Source organism: Gorillibacterium terrae (genome assembly GCF_051594785.1).
Classification (GTDB): Bacteria; Bacillota; Bacilli; order Paenibacillales; family NBRC-103111; genus Gorillibacterium.
This window is the reverse complement of record NZ_JBPPGI010000006.1, coordinates 113,357-137,671: the sequence shown is the minus strand read 5'-3', so window position 1 is coordinate 137,671 and position 24,315 is coordinate 113,357. Positions and strand designations below refer to the sequence as shown.

22 protein-coding genes are annotated in these 24,315 nt (G+C 62.5%); 20 read left to right on the top strand and 2 right to left on the bottom strand.

Going from position 1 to position 24,315, the window contains the following annotated elements; all coding sequences use genetic code 11:
* The first annotated feature begins 1 nt into the window (after nucleotide 1).
* From ACSEXS_RS19180 to ACSEXS_RS19125, 12 genes are read left to right on the top strand one after another with little or no spacing between them, the layout of a single operon-like run.
* Nucleotides 2–1,060 (top strand): glycosyltransferase family 2 protein, encoded by a 1,059-nt coding sequence (locus ACSEXS_RS19180; RefSeq protein ID WP_438434857.1) that lies wholly within the window; start codon nucleotides 2–4, stop codon nucleotides 1,058–1,060.
* Nucleotides 1,057–2,217 (top strand): polysaccharide pyruvyl transferase family protein, encoded by a 1,161-nt coding sequence (locus ACSEXS_RS19175; protein ID WP_438434856.1) that lies wholly within the window; start codon nucleotides 1,057–1,059, stop codon nucleotides 2,215–2,217. The genes ACSEXS_RS19180 and ACSEXS_RS19175 overlap by 4 nt, the downstream gene beginning before the upstream one ends.
* Before the next feature lie 27 nt (nucleotides 2,218–2,244).
* The gene (locus ACSEXS_RS19170; RefSeq protein WP_438434855.1) at nucleotides 2,245–3,435 is read left to right on the top strand and encodes a glycosyltransferase; all 1,191 of its coding nucleotides are present in this window, start codon (nucleotides 2,245–2,247) and stop codon (nucleotides 3,433–3,435) included.
* Between the two features lie 59 nt (nucleotides 3,436–3,494).
* Nucleotides 3,495–4,667: a glycosyltransferase gene (locus ACSEXS_RS19165; RefSeq protein WP_438435052.1), complete on the top strand. Its 1,173-nt coding sequence runs from the start codon at nucleotides 3,495–3,497 to the stop codon at nucleotides 4,665–4,667.
* Entirely contained in the window at nucleotides 4,664–5,944 is a 1,281-nt protein-coding gene (locus tag ACSEXS_RS19160; protein ID WP_438434854.1) for a glycoside hydrolase family 88 protein, read from the top strand. The genes ACSEXS_RS19165 and ACSEXS_RS19160 overlap by 4 nt, the downstream gene beginning before the upstream one ends.
* Complete coding sequence (locus ACSEXS_RS19155) at nucleotides 5,883–6,878, top strand: glucosamine inositolphosphorylceramide transferase family protein (protein ID WP_438434853.1); 996 nt, start codon at nucleotides 5,883–5,885, stop codon at nucleotides 6,876–6,878. Before ACSEXS_RS19160 ends, ACSEXS_RS19155 begins: the two co-directional genes overlap by 62 nt.
* A gap of 12 nt (nucleotides 6,879–6,890) precedes the next feature.
* Nucleotides 6,891–8,453: a lipopolysaccharide biosynthesis protein gene (locus tag ACSEXS_RS19150; protein ID WP_438434852.1), complete on the top strand. Its 1,563-nt coding sequence runs from the start codon at nucleotides 6,891–6,893 to the stop codon at nucleotides 8,451–8,453.
* On the top strand, nucleotides 8,453–9,502 hold the full coding sequence (gene galE, locus ACSEXS_RS19145; RefSeq protein ID WP_438434851.1) for a UDP-glucose 4-epimerase GalE: 1,050 nt from the start codon (nucleotides 8,453–8,455) through the stop codon (nucleotides 9,500–9,502). The genes ACSEXS_RS19150 and galE overlap by 1 nt, the downstream gene beginning before the upstream one ends.
* A gap of 36 nt (nucleotides 9,503–9,538) precedes the next feature.
* Nucleotides 9,539–9,691, top strand: a complete 153-nt coding sequence (locus tag ACSEXS_RS19140; RefSeq protein ID WP_438434850.1) for a hypothetical protein — start codon at nucleotides 9,539–9,541, stop codon at nucleotides 9,689–9,691.
* 48 nt (nucleotides 9,692–9,739) lie between these two features.
* On the top strand, nucleotides 9,740–10,696 hold the full coding sequence (locus ACSEXS_RS19135; RefSeq protein WP_438435051.1) for an ATP-grasp domain-containing protein: 957 nt from the start codon (nucleotides 9,740–9,742) through the stop codon (nucleotides 10,694–10,696).
* 4 nt (nucleotides 10,697–10,700) lie between these two features.
* The gene (locus tag ACSEXS_RS19130; RefSeq protein WP_438434849.1) at nucleotides 10,701–11,414 is read left to right on the top strand and encodes an HAD family hydrolase; all 714 of its coding nucleotides are present in this window, start codon (nucleotides 10,701–10,703) and stop codon (nucleotides 11,412–11,414) included.
* Nucleotides 11,407–12,582, top strand: a complete 1,176-nt coding sequence (locus ACSEXS_RS19125; protein WP_438434848.1) for a DegT/DnrJ/EryC1/StrS family aminotransferase — start codon at nucleotides 11,407–11,409, stop codon at nucleotides 12,580–12,582. Before ACSEXS_RS19130 ends, ACSEXS_RS19125 begins: the two co-directional genes overlap by 8 nt.
* Before the next feature lie 90 nt (nucleotides 12,583–12,672).
* Here the strand turns inward: ACSEXS_RS19125 and ACSEXS_RS19120 are convergent, their stop codons facing one another.
* Entirely contained in the window at nucleotides 12,673–13,698 is a 1,026-nt protein-coding gene (locus tag ACSEXS_RS19120; RefSeq protein WP_438434847.1) for a stalk domain-containing protein, read from the bottom strand.
* A 520-nt stretch (nucleotides 13,699–14,218) separates the two neighbouring features.
* Here ACSEXS_RS19120 and ACSEXS_RS19115 point away from each other — a divergent pair.
* The 5 genes from ACSEXS_RS19115 to ACSEXS_RS19095 all read left to right on the top strand — a co-directional run bounded on the left by ACSEXS_RS19115 (nucleotide 14,219) and on the right by ACSEXS_RS19095 (nucleotide 20,047).
* Nucleotides 14,219–15,472: an SPFH domain-containing protein gene (locus ACSEXS_RS19115; RefSeq protein WP_438434846.1), complete on the top strand. Its 1,254-nt coding sequence runs from the start codon at nucleotides 14,219–14,221 to the stop codon at nucleotides 15,470–15,472.
* Nucleotides 15,473–15,483: 11 nt separating this feature from the next.
* A complete protein-coding gene (locus ACSEXS_RS19110; RefSeq protein WP_438434845.1) occupies nucleotides 15,484–16,215 on the top strand; it encodes a hypothetical protein in 732 nt (243 codons plus the stop codon).
* Between the two features lie 44 nt (nucleotides 16,216–16,259).
* Nucleotides 16,260–17,042, top strand: coding sequence for a hypothetical protein (locus ACSEXS_RS19105; protein WP_438434844.1), 783 nt, complete (start codon nucleotides 16,260–16,262; stop codon nucleotides 17,040–17,042).
* Between the two features lie 146 nt (nucleotides 17,043–17,188).
* Nucleotides 17,189–19,468, top strand: a complete 2,280-nt coding sequence (locus ACSEXS_RS19100) for an ATP-binding protein (protein ID WP_438434843.1) — start codon at nucleotides 17,189–17,191, stop codon at nucleotides 19,466–19,468.
* Nucleotides 19,469–19,528: 60 nt separating this feature from the next.
* Nucleotides 19,529–20,047, top strand: a complete 519-nt coding sequence (locus ACSEXS_RS19095) for an ADP-heptose synthase (protein ID WP_438434842.1) — start codon at nucleotides 19,529–19,531, stop codon at nucleotides 20,045–20,047.
* A 40-nt stretch (nucleotides 20,048–20,087) separates the two neighbouring features.
* Here the strand turns inward: ACSEXS_RS19095 and ACSEXS_RS19090 are convergent, their stop codons facing one another.
* On the bottom strand, nucleotides 20,088–20,546 hold the full coding sequence (locus ACSEXS_RS19090; protein WP_438434841.1) for a cupin domain-containing protein: 459 nt from the start codon (nucleotides 20,544–20,546) through the stop codon (nucleotides 20,088–20,090).
* Nucleotides 20,547–20,775: 229 nt separating this feature from the next.
* Here ACSEXS_RS19090 and ACSEXS_RS19085 point away from each other — a divergent pair, with 229 nt between their 5' ends.
* From ACSEXS_RS19085 to ACSEXS_RS19075, 3 genes are all read left to right on the top strand, one after another.
* Nucleotides 20,776–21,543: a sugar phosphate isomerase/epimerase family protein gene (locus ACSEXS_RS19085; RefSeq protein WP_438434840.1), complete on the top strand. Its 768-nt coding sequence runs from the start codon at nucleotides 20,776–20,778 to the stop codon at nucleotides 21,541–21,543.
* A gap of 199 nt (nucleotides 21,544–21,742) precedes the next feature.
* Nucleotides 21,743–22,954 carry a S8 family peptidase gene (locus ACSEXS_RS19080; RefSeq protein ID WP_438434839.1) on the top strand — a complete coding sequence of 404 codons (1,212 nt, stop codon included), beginning with the start codon at nucleotides 21,743–21,745 and terminating at the stop codon, nucleotides 22,952–22,954.
* 274 nt (nucleotides 22,955–23,228) lie between these two features.
* The gene (locus ACSEXS_RS19075; protein WP_438434838.1) at nucleotides 23,229–24,251 is read left to right on the top strand and encodes an HD-GYP domain-containing protein; all 1,023 of its coding nucleotides are present in this window, start codon (nucleotides 23,229–23,231) and stop codon (nucleotides 24,249–24,251) included.
* Nucleotides 24,252–24,315: the final 64 nt, after the last annotated feature.

Genomic DNA, 24,315 nt, shown 5'->3' with positions numbered 1-24,315 from the left:
CATGGGGATTCTCGTCAGCATCGTCGTGCCGGTCTACAACGCCGAGCGGTACCTGGCCGAATGCCTGGATTCGCTTCTTAATCAGACGCTTGCGGCCTGCGAATTCATCTGCGTCGACGACGGCTCGCAGGATGCGAGCCCGGCCATCCTCGACGCCTACCGGCAGCGCGACGGCCGCATCCGGGTGATCCGCCAGGACAACGCCGGGGTCAGTGCCGCCCGCAACCGCGGGCTTGCGGAGGTCCGGGGCGCGTTCATCGGCTTTGCCGACGCGGACGATACGGTACGGCCGGATTACTTCGAACGGCTGTACCGGACGGCTGCGGCCGACGGCTGCGACATCGTCGTCTCGACATTCGCGAGCGAGCAGGAGGGGCGGATCGTCCAGGCCCGCTATCCCTTCCCGGCGGACGCGCCGATGGACCGGGAAGCGGTCCACCGCGACGTCCTGCCGTATTTCCTGCGCGAGGATAACCTCAACGCCGTCTGGACGAAGCTCTACCGCACCGAGCTGATTCACCGGCACCGGGTGCGGTTCCCCGTCGGGGTGGCGCTCGGCGAGGACGCCCGCTTCAACCTCGAGGCCTTCGCCCATGCCGCCTCCGTCCGGTTCCTGGATTACCTCGGCTACCGGTACCGGGACGTGCCGGGCAGCGCCACCCGCAACATTCTGGCCAAGGACTACTTCGCCCGGGCGCTCGACGTGTACGAGACGCGGCTTCCGGCCTTCGAGGCGGCCACCGGGCTGCCGGAGGACAGCCTGCGGCGGCAGAAGGCGGTGAAGCTGATCCACAGCGTCCAGTCCTACATCTACCTGTACTTTACGCCGACGCCGGGGGTGCCCTTCCGCCGGCGCTTTGCGTATGTCCGCCGGATGGTCGGGCACGCGAAGGTGAAGGAGGCGCTGGCCCTGTACTGGGCGGAGAAGTACCCGGCGGCGGGCCGCTACGAGCGGTGCGTGCTGTGGCTGATGAAACGGCGGCTGACCGCGGGGCTGTATGCGGCCTCGGCTTATAGCCGAATGCGAAATAACGGAAACCGGAGGCAGGAAGCCATATGAAAATCATGATGTTCGCCCATGCGGGAAGCTTGAACCGGGGATGCGAGGCCATCGTCCGCTCCTCCACGCAGCTGATCAAGAGCAAGATCGCAGACGCCCGCGTCGTGCTGGCGTCGGAGCGTCCGGAGACGGACCGGATTCTCGACAAGGTCGACGAAATCCACGACGCGAAGGCCCGGCCGGTGGAGAAATACAGCGTCGATTATTTCCTCTCGGCGCTCTCGTACAAACTGAAGGGCGACGAGTCCTACGCCCTCGGCCGGATGCACCAGAACGTCATCCGCCAGATTCCGCAGGTGGACGTCTGCCTGTCCATCGGCGGCGACAATTACTGCTACGGCGAACAGCCCGGCTGGTACGAGATCGACCGCAGGGTGAAGGAGCGGGGCAAGAAGCTGGTGCTGTGGGGCTGCTCGATCGGCGAGGAGGACATGTCCGAGCGCAAGCTGGCCGACCTGAAGCTGTTCGACCTGATTCTGGCCCGCGAGACCTTGACCTACGAGATGCTGAAAAGCAAGGGGCTCACCAACGTCCGGCTGTGCGCCGACGCCGCCTTCACCATGGAGAAGGAGGAACTGCCGCTTCCGGCGGGCTGGCAGCCGGGGAACACCTTGGGGTTCAACTTCAGCCCGCTCGTCTGGAAGCGCAATGAAGCGTCGCGGGAGGCCGCGCGGGCGCTCATTCGCCACATCCTGGAGACGACCGACATGACCATCGCCCTGACGCCGCACGTGGTGGAGGAAGGGAACAACGACTACGAGCTGCTGCAGGAATTCGAGCGCGAATTCGCCTCCACGGGACGGGTGCTGCTGCTGCCCGACCACCTGAACGCGACGCAGTACAAGGGCTACATCGCCCGCATGCGCTTCTTCATCGGAGCGCGGACGCACGCTACTATCGCCGCTTACTCCAGCCTGGTACCGACGCTGGTGCTCGGCTACAGCGTGAAATCGAAGGGCATTGCCCGCGACCTGTTCGGCCGGGAGAAGCTGGTGCTCGGCCTCGACCAGATCTCCGACCGCGACCGGCTGATCGCGGCCTTCGAGGAGATGAAGACCGAGGAGGCGGAGCTGAGGCGGCAGCTGGCCGAAGCGATTCCCCGCATCCGGCAGATGTCGCAGAAAGCCGTCGACTACCTGTGCGAGGTAGCGGGGTAACGGGATGCAACCGGGAAGGAGGAACCCATGAAGAAGAAGCTGCTGTTCATCATCCCCAGCCTGACGGCGGGCGGCGGGGAGAAAAGCTTGGTCACGCTGCTGTCGCAATTGGACTATTCGCGGTATGAGGCGGATTTGTTTCTCCTCCAGCACGAGGGGTTGTTCATGGATTTTCTCCCCCCCGAGGTGAGGGTGCTGCCGCTGCCCGATGAGTACCGCCACTTCGCGAAGCCGCTCGTGCCCTCGATTCGGCATTTCGCGTCGCAGGGGCGCTTGTCGCTCGCGGCAAGCCGCCTGCTGTTCGCTCTGGTCAGCCGGACGGCCGGGATCAGCCGCAGCGAGCAGCGCAATTGGAAGCGGCTGGCGCGGTTCTTGCCGACACTGCCCGCTTCGTATGACGTGGCGATCGGCTTTCTGGAGAAGACCTCCAATTACTTCTGCGTCGATAAGGTGCAGGCCCGCAAGCGGATCGGCTGGGTGCATATCGACTACGACCAGCACGGAATGGATGCGGCGTTCGACCTGCCGTACTTCCGCAAGCTGGACCATATCGTCACCGTCTCCGAGGAGTGCGCGGGCATTCTCCGCCGCAATTTCCCGGAGCTTGCGGCCAAGATCGACGTCGTCTACAACATCGTCTCCCCGGCGATGATCGCCCGCATGGCCGAGGAACCGCCGGAGGATCTCTATGGACGCGAAGAGGGCGAGACGGTGATCCTGTCCATCGGCCGGCTGCATGCGCAGAAGGCGTTCGAGACGGCGATTGCCGCCTGCCGCCGCCTGATCGACCGCGGCCACCGCGTCCGCTGGTTCGTGATCGGCGAGGGCGAGGAGCGGGGGAAGCTGGAGGAGCTGATCGCGAAGAACGGCCTCGCCGGGCGGTTCGTCCTGCTCGGCCTGAAGGCGAATCCTTACCCTTATCTGAAGCAGGCCGACCTGTACGTGCAGACCTCGCGCTACGAGGGAAAGTCGATCGCCATCGACGAGGCGAAGATTCTCGGCAAGCCGATCGTCGTCACCAATTTCAGCACGGCGCGCGATCAGATCGCGCATGGAGTGGACGGACTGATCGTCGGCATGGAGCCGGAGGCGGTGGCGGACGGCATCGAACGGCTGATCGGCAGCCCGGGGCTGCGCCGCCGGTTTGCGGAGCAGCTGTCCGCGAGTTTGTTGGGCACCGAATCGGAGATGGAGAAGCTGGAGCGGCTGTTCGCGTAGGAGACAGCCGCAAGAGGAGGCACGGAGAGCGCGTGGGGAAGAAAAAACTGCTGTTTATCATGAACAATCTGGGCTGCGGCGGGGCGGAGAAATCGCTCGTCTCCCTGCTGAACACGATCGATTACGGCGAGTATGACGTGGACCTCCTGCTGTTTCGCCAGGAGGGGCTGTTCCTGAACAAGATTCCCGAGCGGGTGCGGGTGCTGCCCGAACCGGCGGGCTACCGGTATTACGACATGCCGCTCGCGCAAGCGGTGGCGGCCAACCTGAAGCGCGGCCGCTTCCGCGCCGCTCTGAGCCGGCTGCAGGCCGGATGGCTGTTCCGCCGGGAGAAGAACCCCGCGCGCTGCGAGCAGAAGGTGTGGAAGCACCTCTCCCGCTCGCTTCCGCCGCTTGCCGGCGAATACGACGCCGCGATCGGCTTTCTGGAGAAGAACCCGATCTACTACTGCATTGAGAAGGTCAAGGCCAAGAAGAAGCTCGGCTTCATTCACATCGACTACACCCGCCTCGGCATGGACGCGAGGCTCGATCTGCCGTACTTCCACCGGCTGGACCATCTGGTGACCGTCTCGGAGGAATGCGCCGAGACGCTGAAGCGGCAGTTTCCGGCGCTTGCGGCCAAGATTGGCGTGATCTATAACATCGTATCTCCCCGCTCGATCCGGTCGCTGGCGGAGGAACCTGTGTCGCTTCCTCCGGCGGCGGTGAGACTGTTGTCCATCGGCCGCTTGAACGTGCAGAAGGGGTTCGACCTCGCGGTGGAAGCCTGCCGCCTGCTGGTCGACAGCGGCCGGGACATCACCTGGACCGTCATCGGCGAAGGGGAAGAGCGGCCGCAGCTGGAGCGGCTCATCCGCCGGCACGGCCTGGAGCGGCGCTTCTTCCTGATGGGGATGAGCGACAATCCGTACCCCTACCTGCGGGAAGCCGATATCTACGTGCAGCCCTCGCGCTTCGAGGGCAAATCGATCGCCATCGACGAGGCGATGATCCTCGGCAAGCCGATCGTCGTCACGAACTTCTCCACCGCCCGCGACCAGATTGCGAGCGGCGAGACCGGCCTGATCGTCGAGATGAACGCGGAGGCGATCGCTTCCGGCATCGGCCGGCTGATCGACGATGCGGAATTGGCTTCGTCGTTCGTCAGCCGGTTGTCCGGCCTGGAGCTCGGGACCGAAGGCGAGATCGGTAAGCTGTACCAGTATCTCACGGAGGAGGCAACCGCATGATGGCGATAGGACTTCTTGCGGGCCTTCCGGTTGTCTTGGTCGCCGTCGTTCTGGCCGCCGATCTGCTGCCGGCCTTCCGGACGTGGCTGGGCCGCATTCACATTGGCCGGTACCGCGACATCGGCGTCTGGGAGGAGAAAGCCGCCCGGACGGCCGCCCGCTGGCTGAACCGAACACCGACGGTGCAGCTGACCGACCAGACCCGGCTCATCCTGCTGGATAAGCTGCGCGGCCAGTATGCGCGCCGCTCGATTCAGCAGTGGCAGGAGGGAGCGCTCCTCCTCGGGCTCGGCGACCGGCTGCGGGAGCGGACGGACGAAGCCGCCCTCCGCGAGGCGAAGCGCTACCTGGAGAGCCGGTTCCGCCCCGACGGCAGCTGGCGGCAGCCGCCCGAGCAGGTGGACGCGGCCATTCTCGCCTATGCGGTGATGAAGCTGCCCGGCATCGACCCCGACCGCTTCCGGCCGGCCTATGACGCCGTGTGGGCGATGATCCGGGAGCACCTGGGCGAAGACGGAACGGCCGGGTACCGCAAGGCGATGATGAAATACCGCTACGTCGACACCGTCGGCTTCATCTGCCCGTTCCTGACCGCCTACGGCGTCCGGTACGGGAAGCGGGAATGCGTCGAGCTGGCCCTCCGCCAGCTGAAGGAATTCCAACAGCGCGGCCTGCATCCCGAGCTGTACCTCCCCTGCCACGCATACCGGACGGACGATTCCGCGCCGCTCGGCCTCTACGGCTGGGGCCGGGGAGCCGCCTGGTTCGCCCTGGGGCTGGCCGACACGCTCGGCGAGCTGCCCGCCGGGCATCCGGCCCGGCCGGAGCTTACGCGGACGGCCGAGGCCTATGCCCGGGCGATCCTGCGGGTGCAGCAGCCGTCCGGCGCCTGGAACTGGACGCTCACCCGCCGCGAGGCGGCTGCGGACGCGTCGGCCACCGCCGCGCTCGGCTGGTTCCTCGCCCGGATGGCGGCCGACACCGCCTCCGAGCCGGCCCGCGAGGGAGCGGAGAAAGCCCGGAATTACCTGATGAAGGTGACCCGCCGAACCGGCGAGATCGATTTTTCCCAAGGCGATACGAAGGACATCGGCGTGTATTCCTCGCGCTTCGACCTGCTGCCGTTCACGCAAGGCTTCGGCCTCCGGCTGAGCCGCACGCTGGCCCGAGCCCCGTTCGCAGACCAGCCGAACCAAAGAAAGAGGGTGCAGGACCATGTACATACTGCCGACCGCCGGTGGAACGATGATGACCGCCGCTCTGGGCTTGCTAATTAAGAGACGGTACAGCTTCGAGATCCGCACCCCGGTCTATTCCATCAAAGTATTTGCTTCCGATAAAGCTCTGGACGACCGCCCGCAACGGGCAAGCCTGGATGGCCCGTCGCTGCGCGCGGAGGATGTCACGGATGTGCTGGCCGAATTTGTGGCCGATCCGTTCCTGCTCGTCGAGGGTTCTCGCTATTATCTGTTCTTCGAGGTCTACAACGTCCTCTCCGAGAAGGGGGAAATCGGCGTCGCCGTCAGCGAGGACGGAGTGCGCTGGACCTACGACCGGATCGTGTTGAGGGAGCCGTTCCACCTGTCGTACCCGCAAGTCTTTCGCGAAGGCTCCAATTATTACATGATTCCCGAGATGCTCGCGGCCGGCAAGGTGCGCCTGTACAAGGCCCGGAACTTCCCCTATGACTGGGAGCCCGCCGGCGAACTGCTGGACGGGCGGTATGTGGACAGCTCGACATTCTTCTACCGCGGCAAGTGGTGGATGTTCAGCGGTTCCGACGACGGGCTGCATCTATTTTACTCCGCTGCCCTGAACGGCGGTTGGCGGGAGCATCCGGCCAGTCCGGTCGTTCGGGATTCGATGAACAACAGCCGTCCGGCCGGCCGCGTGGTCGTGCTGGAGGATGCGATCTACCGCTTCGCGCAGGAAGGCGAGGAGTATTATGGCCGCTCCGTCTTCCGCTTCCGGATCACCGAGCTGTCGGAGACGGAATACCGCGAGGAAGCCGGCGAGCGCATTCTCGGCGGCGGCCGCGAAGGCTCTTGCTGGTACGAGGACGGGATGCATCACCTGGAGCAGCAGCCGCTGCCCTCCGGCGGATGGCTGGTGGCGGTGGACGGGCACGTGTTTCGGAATACGTCCTACATCCCCTGGCGGATTCGGCGGACCTTTCATCGAATGACTTTCAAACGCAAACTGCGGGAATAGGCGGCGATTGTTATGCGAGTTCGCAGCACATTCATCAATATCCTGGCGGGCATCGGCAACCAGCTGATCATCACGCTGCTGAGCTTTATCTCGAGGAGTGTGTTCATCTCCACCCTCGGCGTGGAGTACCTGGGCGTAAACGGCCTGTTCACGAGCATCCTGGCCATGCTGTCGCTGGCCGAGGCGGGCATCGGAGCGAGCATTGTCTACAACCTGTACAAACCCGTGGCGGAGAACGACGTGGAGCGCATCAAGGTGCTGATGAAGCTTTACCGCAAGGCTTACCTGGTCATCGCGCTCGCCGTCGGACTTCTGGGGCTTTCGCTCATGCCCTTCCTCGGCTTCTTCGTCAAGGACGCCAGCGTGGCTCACGTGCACCTGATTTTCCTGATTTTCCTGGTGAATACGGTGATGCCTTACCTGTTCCAGAGCCGGCTGTCTTTTCTCAACGTCAATCAAAAAACCTACGTCGTCACCGTGGCCTATTCGCTCTCCGCGATTCTCTCGGCCGTGCTGAAAATCGCCATTCTGTATTACACCAAAAACTACATCCTGTTCCTCGTCATCGACTGTCTGCTCACCGTCACGACCTCGCTCGTGCTGAACCGCATCGTCAGCCGGCGCTATCCGTTCCTGAAGGAGCCGGCGGCGGGCAAGCTCGACCCGGAGACGAGGCACTCGATCGTCCGCAACGTGAAGGCGATTGTGCTGCAGAACATCGGCAGCTACTTCGTATTCGGAGCCGACAGCCTGATCATCTCCTCCTTCGTCAGCCTAGCGGCGGTGGGACTGTATTCCAACTACAAGATGCTGATCGACATCAGCCGGACCTTCGTGGGCCAGATCTTCAACAACATGTACCACAGCATCGGCAACCTGGTGGCAAAGGAATCGACCGAGAAGGTGTACTCCGTCTATAACGTCGCCATGCTGGTCAACTTCTGGCTGTACTCGATGTTCGCCATTCTGCTCTACATCCTGATGGGGCCGTTCATCGTCGTCTGGATCGGCTCGAAGTTCCTGATGGGGCACGTCGCCGTCGTCCTGATGCTGCTGGTCTTCTACGAGCGGGGCATGCGCAGCACCATCTCGACGGTCAAGACCACCGCCGGCATCTTCCACGAGGACCGGTTCGCCCCGCTCGTGCAGGCGGCCGTCAATCTGGGAGCGGCGGTCGTGCTCGTCCGGTGGATGGGCATCTCCGGCGTGTTCCTCGGCAGCCTGATCGGAGCCGTCGCCGTTCCGTTCTGGTACACCCCTTATCTCGTCTACAAAAAGGTCTTCCAGCGGCCCCTGCGCGAGTATTATGTGCGCTACCTGGTCTATACGGCCATCGGCCTCGGCGCCTTCGCGGCCGTCGACTTCCTGGCGGACCTGCTTCCCGCGGGAGGCTGGCTGTCCTTCCTCGTCAAGGCGGCCGTCAGCTTCGCGGCGCTCAACGTCCTTTATGCCGCCGTGTTCTTCCGCACGGAAGAATTTAAATACCTGCTCGGCGTCGCCCGCGGCTTCCTGGCGAGGCTGCCGCTCGGCGCCAAACGCATCAAACCAATCGAACCTATGGAGGGGATCCGCTGATGGCGATTCTTGTAACCGGCGGCGCCGGCTATATCGGCAGCCATACCTGCGTGGAGCTCTTGGAGGCCGGCTTCGACGTCGTGGTCGTAGACAACTTTTCCAACAGCCATCCGGAAGCCCTGGTGCGGGTGGAGGAGCTCGCGGGCAAATCCCTCGCGGTTCACGAGGTGGACCTGCTCGACAAGGAAGGACTCAGCCGCGTGTTCGACCTGCATTCCATCGAAGCGGTGCTGCACTTCGCCGGGCTGAAGGCGGTCGGCGAATCGGTCGGCATGCCGCTGCGCTATTACCACAACAACATCACCGGCACCCTGAACCTGTGCGAGGCGATGAAGGAGCACGGTGTCTTCCGGCTCGTCTTCAGCTCCTCGGCCACGGTCTACGGCCTGCCCGAGACGGTGCCGATTCCGGAGAGCGCTCCGCTTGGGGCGACCAACCCCTACGGGCGCACGAAGCAGATGATCGAGGAGATGCTTCGCGACCTCAGCCTTACCGATCCGCGCTGGAGCATCATGCTGCTGCGCTATTTCAACCCGGTGGGCGCGCACAAGAGCGGCCGCATCGGCGAGAACCCGAACGGCATTCCCAATAACCTGATGCCCTTCGTCACTCAGGTGGCCGTCGGCAAGCTGCCGCTCCTGAAGGTGTTCGGCGGCGACTACCCGACGGCGGACGGAACGGGAGTCCGCGATTACATTCACGTGACCGACCTCGCCATCGGTCACCTGCGGGCGCTGGAACGGACGGCGGAAGCCACCGGCGCGGACGCCGTCAACCTCGGCACCGGCCAAGGCTTCAGCGTCCTGGAGCTGATCGAAGCGTTCCAGCGGGCCTCGGGCCAGAGCGTCCCTTACACGCTGGCGGAGCGGCGTCCGGGAGACGTGGCGATCTGCTTCGCCGACACCGCCAAGGCCGAAGCCCTGCTCGGCTGGAGAGCGGAACGGGGCCTCGCCGAAATGTGCGAGGACGCCTGGCGCTGGCAGTCGCAGAATCCTTACGGCTACGGAGTTTCGCCGGCTGCGTTAGCGGCGGGCTTGGGACGGGTATAGAGATAGCAATACGACAGATACAGGGGGTTCACGGCTATGTACGATCTGGGCAAGCTTTCGCAGGACGACCTGCTCGCGATTATGCTCGACGTTTCCCGCAAGGGAGAGGAGTCCCAGGACTGGGGCGTCCGCGAGGCCATTGAAGAGCTGAAGCGGCAAATCATTCATTCGACGCGGCTGGACGGGTAGCCGCAGCCAGGAGCGATGGGGAAGAAGGGGGCATATCCATTGGAACCGATTAACTTGCTCTTCACGAGCTCGGGGCGGCGGGTCTCGCTGATCCGCGAGTTCAAAGAAACGTACCGCCGGCACGGGCTCGAGGGCCGGGTCGTCACCGCCGATCTGAAGGCGACGGCGCCTACGGCCTTCTACAGCGACCGGCATTACCTGGTCCCGCGGGTGACGGACCCCGCCTACCTCGACCGGCTGCTGGAGATCTGCCGGGAGGAGCAGATCGCGGCGGTCATTCCGCTGATCGACACCGAGCTGACGCTCCTCGCCGAGAACCGCAGCCGCTTCGAGGAGGCGGGCATTCGGCTTCTGCTTTCCAGCCCGCTGCTGAACGAGATCGCCTTCGACAAGGCGAACACGTACCAGTTTTTCTGCGCGCATGACATTCCCACGCCCCGCGTGTACACAGACGGGGAGCTGGCACGGGGAGAGCACCGCTTTCCGTTGATCGTCAAGCCCCGCACCGGCAGCTCGGGTCAGGGCGTGACGCTGGTGAAGAACGGACGCGAGCTGGACTTTTTCAAGGAATACATACCGGGCGCGATGGTCCAGGAGCTGGCGCTGGGCGAGGAATACACCCTCGACGCCTTCGTGGACTGGAACGGCCGGATCAAGACCATCGTTCCCCGGCTCCGGGTGGAGACGCGGGCGGGCGAGGTCAGCAAAGGCATCACCCGCAAGGACCCGGCGCTCCTCGAAGCGGCGGCGGCCGTCGTGGAATGCCTGCCCGGCGCGGTCGGCTGCATCACCCTGCAATGCTTCAAAGCGGAGGACGGCCGCATCGCCTTTATCGAGATCAATCCCCGCTTCGGCGGCGGCGCTCCGCTGTCCATCGCCGCCGGGGCGGATTTTCCGCTGTGGACGATCCAAATGTGTCAGGGAATCGACCTCGGCGAGCCCGATTACGGCTGGAAAGACAACTTGGGCATGTACCGCTACGACGACGCGGTCTTCTGCGGGTGAGCCTATGGACATTCAAGCCGTGGTCTTCGACTTGGACGACACGCTAATTTCCGAGAAGCAGTACGCGCTGAGCGGCTTCCGCGCGGTCGGCGAGTACCTGCGCGGACTCTGCGGAGAGGAGCGGTTCTTCGAGACCGCCGCTCTCCTCTACCAGGGGCAGGACAAGAGCCGGCTGTTCAACCGGACCCTCGAGCGGCTCGGCCTCCCCTACGACGACCGGCTGATCGCCGACTGCGTCGCCTGCTACCGGGAGCATCGCCCCATCCTCACCCTGCTGCCGGACGCCGAATGGGTGCTCGAGCGGCTGGAGGGCCGGGTCAAGCTCGGCCTGATTACCGACGGTTACGTGGAAACCCAGGAGCGCAAGGTTCAGGCGCTCCGGCTCCGCGAACGGATGCAGGCGGTGATTCTTACGGACCTGTTCGGCCGCAGCCATTGGAAGCCCAGCCCGGTTCCGTACGAGGCGGCGAGCGACCTGCTGCAGGTGCCCCACCGCCGCTGCCTGTATATCGGGGATAACCCGGCCAAAGACTTCGTGACCGCCAACCGGCTCGGCTGGACCACCGTGCACATCGACCGGGGCGACGGCCTTTACAGCGCGGCGGGAGCCGTTTTGGCTCCCGGCCATCAAGCGCATTACCGCATCGCCCGCTTGCAGGAGCTGCGGGACATTCCGGTCGTGAGGCCGCTATTTCGAATGGAGGGATTGTATGCCTAGCATCGCCACCGGCAGCCGTATTTTCCTGTCGCCGCCGCATATGAGCGGCAATGAACTGACCTATATCCACGAAGCCTTCGATACCAACTGGATCGCGCCGCTCGGCCCGAATGTCGACGCTTTCGAGCGGGAGCTGGCGGAGAAGGTGGGGACCCGCGGCGCCGCCGCCGTCTCCTCCGGCACGGCTGCCATCCATCTGGCCCTCCGCCTCATCGGAGCCGGACCGGGGGACAAGGTGTTCTGCTCCAGCTTCACCTTTATCGCCAGCGCCAATCCGATCCGGTACCAGGGGGCCGAGCCGGTGTTCATCGACTCCGAGCCGGATACCTGGAACATGTCGCCGCAGGCGCTGGAGCGGGCGTTCGCCGACGCGGAGCGCGAGGGAGCGCTGCCGAAGGCGGTCATCGTGGTCAACCTGTACGGGCAGAGCGCGAAGATGGAGGAGATCGCGGCGCTGTGCGAGCGCTACGGAGTGCCGATCATCGAGGACGCCGCCGAGTCCCTGGGCTCGACCTACCAGGGACGGGCGAGCGGCACGTTCGGCCGATTCGGCGTCTACTCCTTCAACGGCAACAAGATCATCACCACCTCGGGCGGAGGCATGCTCGTCTCCGACGATACCGGCGCTCTGGAGAAGGCCCGGTTTCTGGCGACCCAGGCGCGCGACCCCGCTCCCCATTACCAGCACAGCGAGATGGGCTTCAATTACCGCATGAGCAACGTGCTCGCGGGCATCGGCCGGGCGCAGCTCGAGGTGCTGGAGGACCGCGTTCGGGCGAGAAGGCTGATTTTCTCCGCCTACGAGAGCGAGCTTGGCGATCTGCCCGGCGTTTCCTTCATGCCGGAGCCGGCGGGCAGCCGGTCCAACCGCTGGCTCACGGTCATGACCGTGAACCCGGCGGAGGCTGGGGTGAACCCGGCGGAGCTGCTCGCCGCCTTCGCCGAGCAGAACATCGAGGCGCGCCCGGTCTGGAAGCCGCTGCACCTGCAGCCGCTCTTTGCCGGGGCCGCCTATTACCCGCACCTGCCCGGCGCGAGCTTCTGCGAGACCCTGTTCGGCCAGGGCATCTGCCTGCCCTCCGGCTCCTCGCTCACGGAAGAGGAGCAGGCGCGGGTCATCTCCTGCGTCCGGCGGGAATGGAAGCAAGGGATCGCCGTCTCGGCATAAGGAATGCCTGTCCTGCGCCGACCGCGCAAAAAAGCGGCTTGCGAGCCAAGTTACAAGCTCGCAAGCCGCCTTTTGTCAGCGGAGTCCGGTTTAGTTGCTGCCGATGCCGATCGTGTTGGTCTTGGCATCGAAGGTGACGGCCATGTCGAGCGCCTTGGCGAGGTCGCGCAGCTTGAAGTAGTTGTTGCCGCCGATGGTATAGGCGGTAAGCTGGATCTCCTCATCGTCCAGGTAAACCTTGGCGGATGACAGGGTCGCTTTCTTGGTTTTCAGATTCGCCGATACGGCCAGCTCTCCTCCAACCGCGGTATAGGCTTCGCCCGAGGTCAGGCTGATGGCGTTATGCTCCCCGTCCCAACCCACTTCGAATCCCTTCTCGGTTCCGTTCACGGCCTTCGCCAGATCCCGAAGCTTGAAGTAGGTGCTGTTGTTGATGCTGTAAGCTTCAAAGGAAACCGACTTCCCGTTCACCAGAACCTTCGATACCGAAGGAACGGCATTCGCGGTTTGCACCGATTTGGCCGTAGGCGTAGTGGTCGGAGTCGGCGTCGGCTGGGCCGGCGTCGGCGTCGATTCGGCCGGAGCGGGCGTCGGCGTGGCAGAGGGTTTAGGCGTCGATTCGGCGGCTTTGCCGGAGGCTATGTAGATGATCTTGGTGCTTTCGTCGCCTTTGCCGAAGCTAAATACATAATAGAGATCGCACGTATAGCCGCCATAGCGGCTGTTCAGCTGGACGGTGGCCGTTTTGTTGGCCGGAACCTCGCTGACCATCTCTTCCTTTCCGTTGATCGTCCAGGTCAGCGCGCCGCCGTAGCTGCCGTCGACCGTATAATAGCTGACGACGGCCTTCATGGTTTCCTTCGGAGTAAACTTGATCTCGGCGCCGTCCTTCACCAGCACGATCTTGTAGTTCTGCTCCGCCAGAATGTCGCGGAACGTCTGGTTGTCGTCATATTCCTCCAGTTCAATCTTGTTCGATTGGGTTCCCGTCTCGCCGGATACGAAATACGTGTACTTACCGGCAGGCACCTCCGCAGCAAACGCCGGGAGCGCGGTCGCCGCCAACATGAGGATGGTAAGCGTTAGTGCCAAGGAACCCGCAATCTTTCTTCGCATAAAACAACCTCCATTCAGATAGTGTTTTATTTCACAATCCCCTTCATCATAGAGTTGTCTCTCTTCTCTCGTCTATGACATAGTTCATCAAGATTCTCGCGAGATTGTTGAACGATGTCGGAACTTTTGAAGGGGGTTTCCTGGCGGCACCGTCAAGACTGCCTGCGCGTTGCAGGCTGGCGGTTTGCGCTGCTGGACTCCTGCCAAAACTCCTGCGCTTTTATCATGTACTCGACGCATTCACCGCTCCCGAGCCAGGCGCATCTCCCTTGGGGATGCCTCTCGCTCGGGAGCGCTGTTTGCGTTTCATTTTTCTCGAATAGGCCGGTCTCTTCCAAACGAAGGTCCGCGTTTGTGCCCATTTATTGAAATAAGCCTTCCGCCTGTCGAAAATTTCCGAAAATCGGAAGGAATCTCCTTTCCTGACGGGGAATAGAGATTCGTGAAGAGACGGAAGCCGGAGGGCCGCATGGGACTTGGCCGGTTCGGACGTTGCTTCCGGAAGAAGGAGTGAACGCTTTTGGCACTGATTCGCGTGGTGAAATATGACGGAGCGCCCGATGTGCTGGTATGGAAGTACCCGAACTCGGAGCTGGGCCGCTGGACTCAATTGATCGTCAACCAATCGCAGGAAGCTCTCCTGTTTAAGGGGGGAGAGGCGCTTGACCTGTTCGGGCCGGGACGCCACACCTTGAAGACGGAGAACATTCCGATTCTGTCCTCGTTGATCAACCTTCCCTTCGGCGGGGATTCCCCGTTTACGGCGGAGATCTGGTACGTGAACAAGCTGAACAAGCTGGATGTCAAATGGGGAACGCCTACGCCCATCCAGGTGCAGGAGCCCAAATACCAGACGTTTATTTCCGTCCGCGCCTTCGGCCAGTTCGGGATTCAGATCGAAGATACGCGCAAATTCCTGCAAAAGCTGGTGGGCACGCTGCCGCGGCTGACCCAGGATGAGCTGGTGAACTACTTCCGCGGCATCCTGCTGATGAACATTAAGGAGATTCTGGCCGGCTATCTGGTGCTGAAGAAAGTCAGCCTCTTCGAGCTCCATGCGTACGCTTCGGAAATCGCCGCGGCTCTGGAGGAGAAGATCCGTCCGACCTTCCGGGAGCATGGCCTGCAACTGTTCAATTTCACCATCGATTCGATCAACATTCCGGATGACGATGCCACCACGGCGCGCTTGAAGCAGGCGCTTGCGCAAAAGGCGGAGATGGACATCATCGGCTACACCTACCAGCAGGGCAAGAGCTTCGAGGTCCTTGAGGCGGGGGCGCAGGCTCCGCGCATGGGCGGAGGGGTGATGGATACGATGATCGGCGTCGGCGTCGGCCAGCAGCTCGCGGGCCAGGTCGCCCAAGCCGTGGGAGCGATCGGCGGCGAGCTTCGCCCCGCTGCGGGGCCGCTAACCTGCCCGTCCTGCCGCACGGCGAATGAAACGGATTCTTCCTTCTGCCGCAAATGCGGGACGGCGCTGCACCCGCCGGCAGCGGCCGCCGCTCCGGCCGGAAACGGGACCGCTGCGGGCAAAGTCCAGCCGGTTTGCGACGACTGCGGCAAGCCGATTCCCGCCGGTTCGAAGTTCTGTCCGGAATGCGGCGACGAATACCGGCCTTGCCCGCAGTGCGGAACGGACGTCGGCGATTCGTACTCCGTCTATTGTCCCCATTGCCGCCATCAACTGCTGGAGACCTGCCCCTGGTGCGAGCAGGAGAAGGTCTATCCGGGCGATAAATTTTGCCGCAAGTGCGGCTCGGAATTCGACTGAGGAGGCGCAGTATGACGGTTAAACGATGGCCGGTCCTCCTCTCGGCGCTCTTCACCCTGGCGGTGTTCGGCATCTTCTCTTGGATCGATCGGCAAGGATACGCTTCGGCTCGCTGGTGGTTGACGACCGTCGTGATCGCGGCGGCGGGGATCGCGCTGATCCGGCAGACCGCCGGCCTGTTCGGCCGGGAGCGGGAACGGGATTTCTCCGTTCCGGCTTACCTGCCTCGCCTTGTGCTGACGGCTTTCTACGGCCTTGCCGCGGTCGCCGTAACGATTGTCGGCTGGGGCTTCCTGCAGCTGGCGTTTAAGCGTTACCTGATCCTGCACCTCCTCGTACTCGCCTTGTTCCTCGGCGCCCTCGCGGTCGCGGAAGGCTACCGGCGGCACCATGCTGCGGAGCGGGACGAGGAGCGCGTCCGGACCGACCCGCTTCGCCGCATCCGGCACAGCGTCGAGTCGGCGGCCGTCTGTCTGGAGAGCCGGGCGCTGCCGGAAGAAGCCGAACTGCTCCGCGACATCCGGGCGCTATGCGAGCAGCTCCGCTACAGCGACCCGGTGTCGCACCCGTCTCTGGTCAGCCGGGAGAGCGATCTGCTCTGGCAGGCCGAGCAGCTGGAGGCGTGCGTCTGCGGGCGGGACGCCGCGAATCCGCAAGGCAACCGGGAGCTGGCGGCCCGGTTCATCCAAGACATCGCCGCCGAATTGAGCAAGCGCAACCGTGAGCTGCTCGCCGTTAAATAGAGAGGCCAACCGGCCCTGAAAGCCATTCAGAGGAGGAACACCGCTTGTACAAAGGCGACAAAATGCGCATCAACGGCGTATTGTTGTTTATTATGACAATTTTTTACATGAGCTCAATTCCGTTCCTGCTGCTTCGCTACTACCTGCATCGGAATTTAAGCTATCACAATGTGAAGGACTGGCGTCTGACCGGAACGCTGCTGTTTCTCATGTCGCTCCTCTTCCTCAGCTACGGGGGACGCTACTTGGACACCCCCTTGGGGAATGGGTTCACGGCGATGTTCTTCGTATGCCTCGTCGGCGGCATCTACTGCAAGGTCCGCGGCCGCCGCGCCACGCGCCGGCTGGGCGATCGCTACGACCGCTATGGCGTGCTGCTCATGCAGGAGAAGGTCACTTCCATCTCGGACCTTGCGGCGGAAGTGGGCGGATTGAACAAACAGAGGGTCGAGAACGACCTGCTCCGCATGAGGGAGCATGGCCTCTTGCCCAACTTCTCCATCTTCGGCGGACGCGTTCAATTCCACTACCCGCCGGCGAACGAGCCGGTTTATTCCCAGCCGGTCCATACCGGATACTCGCAGCCGGACGATCAACCGTGGAACGAGGATGAACCGGAGCCGGGGGCGGTCTCTATGCTTCTGGCGGCGGCTTTGCAAGGGGTGGAGAACGGCATCAAGCAGATGAAGGAGCAGAAGCAGCGCCCTCTCCCGCAGCCGATGGTCGTGCAATGCCCCGGCTGCGGCTCCGGGACGCTGCTTCAGCCGGGCGAATCCCGGGCCTGTCCTTATTGCGGTTCGCCGCTTACGTACGCGCAGGGCAAATAGACCCGTTGATCAGACTCGGCCGAAGGTCGGTGCTCAGCCGGTTTCATCCCACAGGAGGCGGTTTCCGACCTCCTGTTTTTTTGTTTCGTGAAGCTGAAGAACGGGTAAAAATAAGGTGATTTGTTTAACAGTAGGGGGTGGGAGGTATGTCGTCGCTTTCGATGGATCATGCCTTATGGGTAGAGCCGGCCTTCGCGGCGCTTTCCTGCGGGATCGCAGCGGTGGATGCTCAGGGGGTCGTGCTGCGGGCCAATCCGGCGTTTTGGCGGATGGCGGGCCGGGAGCCGAACGGGAAGCCGGTCGATTGGGCTCATTCGAGTGAACAGCCAACGAACGTTTGGGAACTGAAGCCGGCCGAGCTGCCCCCGGGCGGCGAACCGGTTATCCGCCTCCTTCACAAGCCGGACGGAACGCCGGCTACGCTGTCGATACGCGTGATCGGCGGGGGAGAACCGTCCGAAGGCGGAGAGTCCGAACCGGTCTGGCTGCTGGAAGCGGAGGACCGAACGGAAGAGGCGGCGCTGAAGACGCGGCTTGCCCGAACCGAGGAGAGCTGCCGGATGCTGGCGGACGCTGAACGGGTGGCCCATCTGGAAACCTGGCGATGGGACGTGGATCGGGATAAAGTCACGTGGGTGCATCTGCACCAGGATGGAGTCAAATGGGAATTCGAGCGCGACGGAAAGCCGCTCGCCATGGACGACCTGGTACCGGCAGAAGAGCGGGATTCGTTTCGCATCCTTTGGCAGAAGGCGAAAACCGGCCAGCCGCTTCACTTCGAGTACCGGACCCGCGGCTTGGACGGGTCGGAAGCCCACTGGAGCATTCGGGGGGTACCCCATATCGACCGATTCGGCCGAACCACCGCCCTGAGCGGCATCATTCAGGATGTAACCGACATCAAGCAGGTGCTGGGCAAGCTCGAGGAATCCGTCGAGCGCTATACCTCGCTCAAAAAATACAATCACGACGCGGTCATTTCCATAGACCTGCAGGGCAATGTGATCAACACGAACCGGGTGGCGGAGATCCTGACCGGCTATACGGCCGCCGAGATGCGGGGGACGAGCTTTTCCCGCTATTGCGGAAAAGAGAACATCCGGGAGCTGCTGTACGAGCAGGAAAACGAGGTTCGCTCGGGTAAGCTGATCGAGCGGATTTACCACCGGGACGGCCATTCGGCCGAGGTGCTGGCGACGATCGCCCCCATCATTATCCGCGGCCAAAGCGTCGGGTGCTACGTGATTGCCAAGGACATGACCGAGGAGAAAAAACTGCTCATCGCCAAAGAAGCGGCCGAATCGACCAACCGCGCCAAGAATGAATTCCTCGCCATGATGAGCCACGAAATCCGCACGCCGATGAACGGGGTGATCGGAATGACTGATCTGCTGCTGGAAACGACCGAGGTGGACGAAGAGCAGCGGGAATACCTCGGCATCATCCGCAAGAGCGGGGAAACGCTGTTGTCCATCATCAACGACATCCTGGATTTCTCCAAGATCGATTCCGGCAAAACCGAGCTGGCGACGGAGCTGTTCGAGCCGAGAAGCTGCCTTCTGGAGGCGGTGGATCTCCTGTCCCCTTCCGCCCATGAGAAAAGGCTGGAGGTCTCACTGAACTTAAGCCCGGACCTGCCGCAGCAGGCCATCGGCGATCCGGTTCGCCTCAAGCAGGTGCTGATCAACCTGATCGGCAATGCGGTCAAGTTTACCAAGCAAGGAGGCATTGCCATCTTCGCGAAGAAGCTGGAGGCCGAGGGGGACCGAACCGTGCTGCAATTTGCCGTCAAGGATACGGGAATCGGCATACCGGCGGAGAAACGCGGGCAGCTCTTCGAGCCGTTCTATCAGGTCGACCCGAACGGCCCCCTGGGCACCGGCCTGGGACTGGCGATCAGCCGCAAGCTGGTTCGGCTGATGGGCGGCGAGATTTGGTTGGACGAAACCTATACGGAAGGAGCGGCTTTCGTGTTCACGGTAAACCTGGGCCTCCCTGCGGTTCCCGAGCCGGAGGCGGCTCTCGACAGCAAGTCGGACCGCGCTGCCTTGACCCGCCCGCTGAGAATTCTGATTGCCGAGGACAACCGGATCAACCAGATCGTGCTGAAGAAGATTCTCCAGAATCAGCTCTGCGAAACCGAGCTGGCGGAGAACGGGGAGGAGGCGGTCGCCAAGGCGATGCGCCAGCCCTACGACATGATCTTCATGGACGTTATGATGCCGGGGCTGAACGGGCTGGAGGCCACCCGGGTCCTCCGCGAGCGACTGCCTAGGGAGAAGCAGCCGGTGATCGTGGCCGTGACGGCCAACGCCCTGAAGGGCGACCGGGAAAAATGCCTCGAGGCCGGAATGGACGATTACATCAGCAAGCCCGTCCATGCCAAGGCCGTCCGGGACGTCATGCGGCAGTATTTCGGAGAGTGAAGTTTGCGCTCTTTCCGTCCGAAGTGTTAGGATGAAAGCAAAAAAAGGAATCGATTCGTTATGCCAATCCGTTTTGTTACCGAAGCCGTCATGCTGGCCGTCTATGGAAATCTGCTGGTTCCCGAGGAGCCGGTCGAGTTCCTCGTTCCGTCCTCGACGATCGCCGACTTGTATGAATACCTGGAGGACCCGGAGCCGATCGTCGCCGACCTCGATCCCGAGGAGCTGCGCAACACGATCAAGCGGCTGATCGAATTCTTCGAGCTTCCGTTCTTCGCTAAGCAGATTCAAAACGCCCTGCTCGTCCCGTGGCGGAAAACGGCCGCGCTGCCGCTCGCAGAAAAGGTGACCGTCTCCGTCATCAACACAGTCGAGGATGCCGAATACGGCGAAGAATTCAATGAGATCGACACCGAGCTGATGCTGGCCGCCGCACGGGAAAAAGCCCTGCTCCTGACCGACCAGTTCGAGCTGGTCGACCGCATTCTGGAGCAGGGCATCCCGGTAGTCGTCGTTGACATCGAGGACTTCGAATATGCCGTGGAAAGCAAGCTGCACAGCCACCTCGACTCGGAATAACCGGAAGGCGGACGGCGCTTGGATTGAACGTGCGTTTCGGTCAGTCCTCCGTCGGCTCCAGCTTGAAATCGGCGAAGTCGAAGCCCGGAGAGACGATGCAGGTGGCGAAGGCGGGCTCTTCCCCGACGGGTCCGGCCATCTGCCAGACGCCGCCGGGAACAAGTGCGGCGGGCTGCTGTCCGCCGGCCACGTCCATCCCGAGCAGCATCGTCTCGCCCGCAACGGGACGTTCGCCGGTTCCGCCCAGCGTGACGGCGATGGGGCTGCCCGACTGCCAGATCCACAGCTCGTCCGACAGCACCAGGTGCCAGTCGGACCTCTCGCCGGGATGAAGCAGGAAATGGACGCCCGTGGCGGCGGATCGCGGGCCGGTATAAGGGCGGCCGAGCGCCCCGTGCGGAATTTCCTGCCGGGTGCGCCAGCACTCCCGATACCAGCCTCCTTCCGGATGGGGCTTCAGTTTAAGCAGATCGACAAGCGGAGACAACGTCGGATTCATGGGGCGATTCTCCTTTGCCGCCGAGGCGCGAGCCGTCGGCGGTTTTTCTTTTTATCATAGCCGGTTTGGCGGCCAAAGCAAAATCGTCCCTCCGCGTTCCGACATCGCAGGCGCGAATGCCAAAATCACAAAAGAAAGTCCCAAAAGCCGAAATAGTATTTCTCCCTCCTCCGGGTATAATCAGAAGAGAAGAGACCAAAAAGCAATAATCCGAAGGATGGTGGAAGCGATGACGAAGCCGATCGTGGGCTTGCAGATGTATTCGCTGCGCGATATGACCGAGAACGACTTTCCCGGGACGCTGCGCAAGGTGGCGGAGCTGGGTTATCAAGCGGTGGAATTTGCCGGGTATTTCGGAATGGCGGCGGGGGAGCTGAAGGCGCTGCTGGATGAGCTTAATTTGAAAGCGCCTTCTGCCCATATCGGGCTGACCTTCGACGACCCCGACAACCTTTCGGCCAATCTGGCCAAGGAAATCGAATACGCGAAGGAGCTTGGGCTGGAATACATCATTACCCCTTGGGCTCCGCTGCCGGAAGAACCGACCCTCGCCGACATTCGCGAGCTGGCGGCGATCCTGGAAGCGGCCGGCCGGCAGGTGACGGCGGCGGGATTGAAATACGGCTACCACAACCATGCCTTCGAATTTAAGTTGGTGGAGGGCAAGACGGTCATGGACCATCTGCTGGAGCTGGTTCCCGCCGAATACCTCGCGGCCGAATTCGACCTCGGCTGGGTTCACGTCGGCGGGCAGGTGCCGGCCGATTACGTGAAGCGCTACGCCGGCCGGATTCCGCTCGCGCACTTCAAGGATTTTGGCCCGAATGCGAGCGACGCCGAGGTGGGCAAGGGAGAAGTCGACCTGAAGAGCGCGCTGGACGCAGCGCAAGAAGCGGGCGTTCGGTATTACATCGTCGAGCAGGAGGGCTTTGCCGACAGCTCGATCAAGAGCGTCGAACGCTGCCTCGACTTCTTCCGCAACAACGACGTGCTGTAAGTCCCGGTTCGTCGGTACAGCCTCCAAGCCGAATCCCGCGCGAAGCGGACGGTTTGGAGGCTGTTTGCCTTTGTGCGGAAATCCGCGAAATCAGGCGTTGCACAGTTCAGCCGCCCTCGCCCTCGGTGCGGCTTCCTCATAGGATGCAGGGAACGCTTAATCGTCTGTCCGCAGAGGACGAGGAGGAGAGTCCCCAGCCATGAAGGAAAAGCCGATGGGCCAAGCCCCGAATCACCTCATCGTGAAATACCAGCGCGGCTTCTCGCGTACGTCGGTCGCGTCCGCCTGCCACAAGCACGGCGACCGGCTCGTCTCGTGCAACAACAAGTTGGGCTATGATGTCATCGAAGTTAAGGGCAGTTTGAAGCAGGCGATGAGCCGGTACAAGAAGCAGGCCGGCGTCGAATACGTCGAACCGAACTACGCCAGGCGAGCCGCAGCCTATCCGAACGATCCGCTCTACAGCCAGCAATACGGCCTGCGGGACATCCAGGCGCCGGGGGCCTGGAAACGGTCAACCGGAAAAAAAAAGATCATCATCGCCGTCGTGGATACCGGCGTTCAGGCGAGCCACCCGGATTTGAAATCCAAGCTCATCGCGGGCTATAACTTCGTCGGCAATAATACGAATACGAACGATGACAACGGGCACGGCACCCATGTGGCAGGAATTGCGGCGGCGGCGACCAACAATGGCATCGGCATTGCCGGGACGGCTCCGAATTGCCGCATCCTGCCGGTCAAGGTGCTGGACGCGGCGGGCGGCGGCACCATCCATCAGGTGGTCCGGGGCATCCAATACGCCGCCGATCGGGGCGCGCACGTCATCAACATGAGCTTTACCGGCTCCGAGCGCTCGAAGCTGGAGGCGGACGCCGTCGCTTATGCCCGCCGCAAAGGGGCGGTGCTGATCGGCGCGGCGGGCAACGACGGCAACAAAACCCGCTGCTACCCCGCCGCCTTTTCCCAGGTCATCGCCGTGGCCGCCTTGGACCAAGGAGGGAAGAAGGCAAGCTATTCCAATTACGGCTCTTGGGTCAGCGTTGCGGCGCCCGGCTCGAACATTCTGTCGACGTACACGCCAAGCACCTACCAGACGCTCAGCGGTACGTCCATGGCCGCCCCGTTTGCGAGCGGGGTAGCGGGGCTGCTCGCTTCCCGGGGGCTGTCGGGGACGGCGATCCGCGCGCGGCTGCAGAACACGGCCGACCGGATTTCCGGGACCGGCACGTACTGGAAATACGGGCGGATCAATGCGGCCGAAGCGCTCAAGGCGACAAAGGCCGCCGGGGCAAGCCGAACCGCTTTCGGGGCAAGCCGAGCCGCTGCCGCCAAACGCGGCGTCCGCAAGGCTTCGCCGCCGCGGCGGACCGGCAGCCGGCCTTGGCTGGCCGTTGACCGGCGGCCCTGACGGCACGCTTCATTTTCGCTGCCAAACGACCGATAGGGAGAATAGGCCCGTAAAACCGCCGGGCCTGTTTCCCGTTTCATGAAAGCGCAATGATTATTGGCCTCATTTCGACATTAACATACAATTATTGACGAATAATGGCATTTCTTTTATGCTCTTAGGTACAGCAGTACAAATTCCAATTCAAAGACCGTACGGGTTTACAACATCGAATACGCGGGTTTCCGCGTATCAGGCGGATCGGCATGCGTGGACGGGACGCAAAGGTGATGAAATGAAAGGAAGAAAAGTAGCAGTAAATGAATGCCGGGAAGAAGATATCCTGGCTCAGGATGTTTTTTTGCCGAACGGTGTTCTCCTCATTACCCGCAACAGCTCGATGAACGATTATATCAAGCGGAGGCTCGCGGAGCACGGCATCGAAGAGGTTCCGGTTCTCCGGCAGGCCAATACCCGGGCTTCCCTGATGCAGGATTATGTGAAGGGGATCGGCAGGATCAACGAAATCTCCAAGCGGCTGATCGCAGGAGAGCGAATGAATGCCGGGGAGGTCGAACAGATCGCCGACCGCTTGGTGCCGTATCTCGATCAGCCTTCGCGGATCGCAGAATGCCTCTCCGAGGTTCGGTCGAAGGACGAATACACGTACTCGCACAGCGTGAATGTCGCGTTCTACAGCCTGATTATCGCCAACTGGCTGGGCCTGGCGCGGGAGGATATCCGCAAGGCGGTTCAGGCGGGGCTCCTGCACGATGTCGGCAAGCTGCTGATCCCCGATTCGATTCTCAACAAGCCGGGACGGCTGACCGACCGGGAATTCGCCATGATGAAGCAGCATCCCCTGCTCGGCTACAACCTGCTGGCCCAGATCCCCGATCTGTCTCCGGAGGTCCGGGCCGCGGCCCTGCTCCACCACGAACGGCTGGACGGCAAGGGGTACCCGACGCAGACCCCCCTGAACGAAGTCGGCATTCTGGCCCGGATCGTTGCGGTTGCCGATGTGTTCGATTCCATGACGACCGATCGGATTTACAAAAAAGGCGTGAATCCCTTCGAGGCCTTTGAAATGTTCTCTTCCAGCGGGATGACCCAATTCGATCCGTATGTGCTCAGCACCTTCCTCGTCCGCATGCCCCCCTGCTATACCGGCAGCAAGGTCCACTTGAACACCGGGGAGGAAGGCCGGATCGTCTATGTACCGCCTTACCGGATTCTCTCTCCCGTGGTCAAGGTGGAGGACCAGTACCGGGAACTCGGTCCCTATCACCAGACCAAGATCGTCAAGATGGCCATCTGATGAGGAGTCGCCTTCCAACGGGCAACTGCCGCACGCGTTCGCCGGGACCCGCCGGCGGATGCGT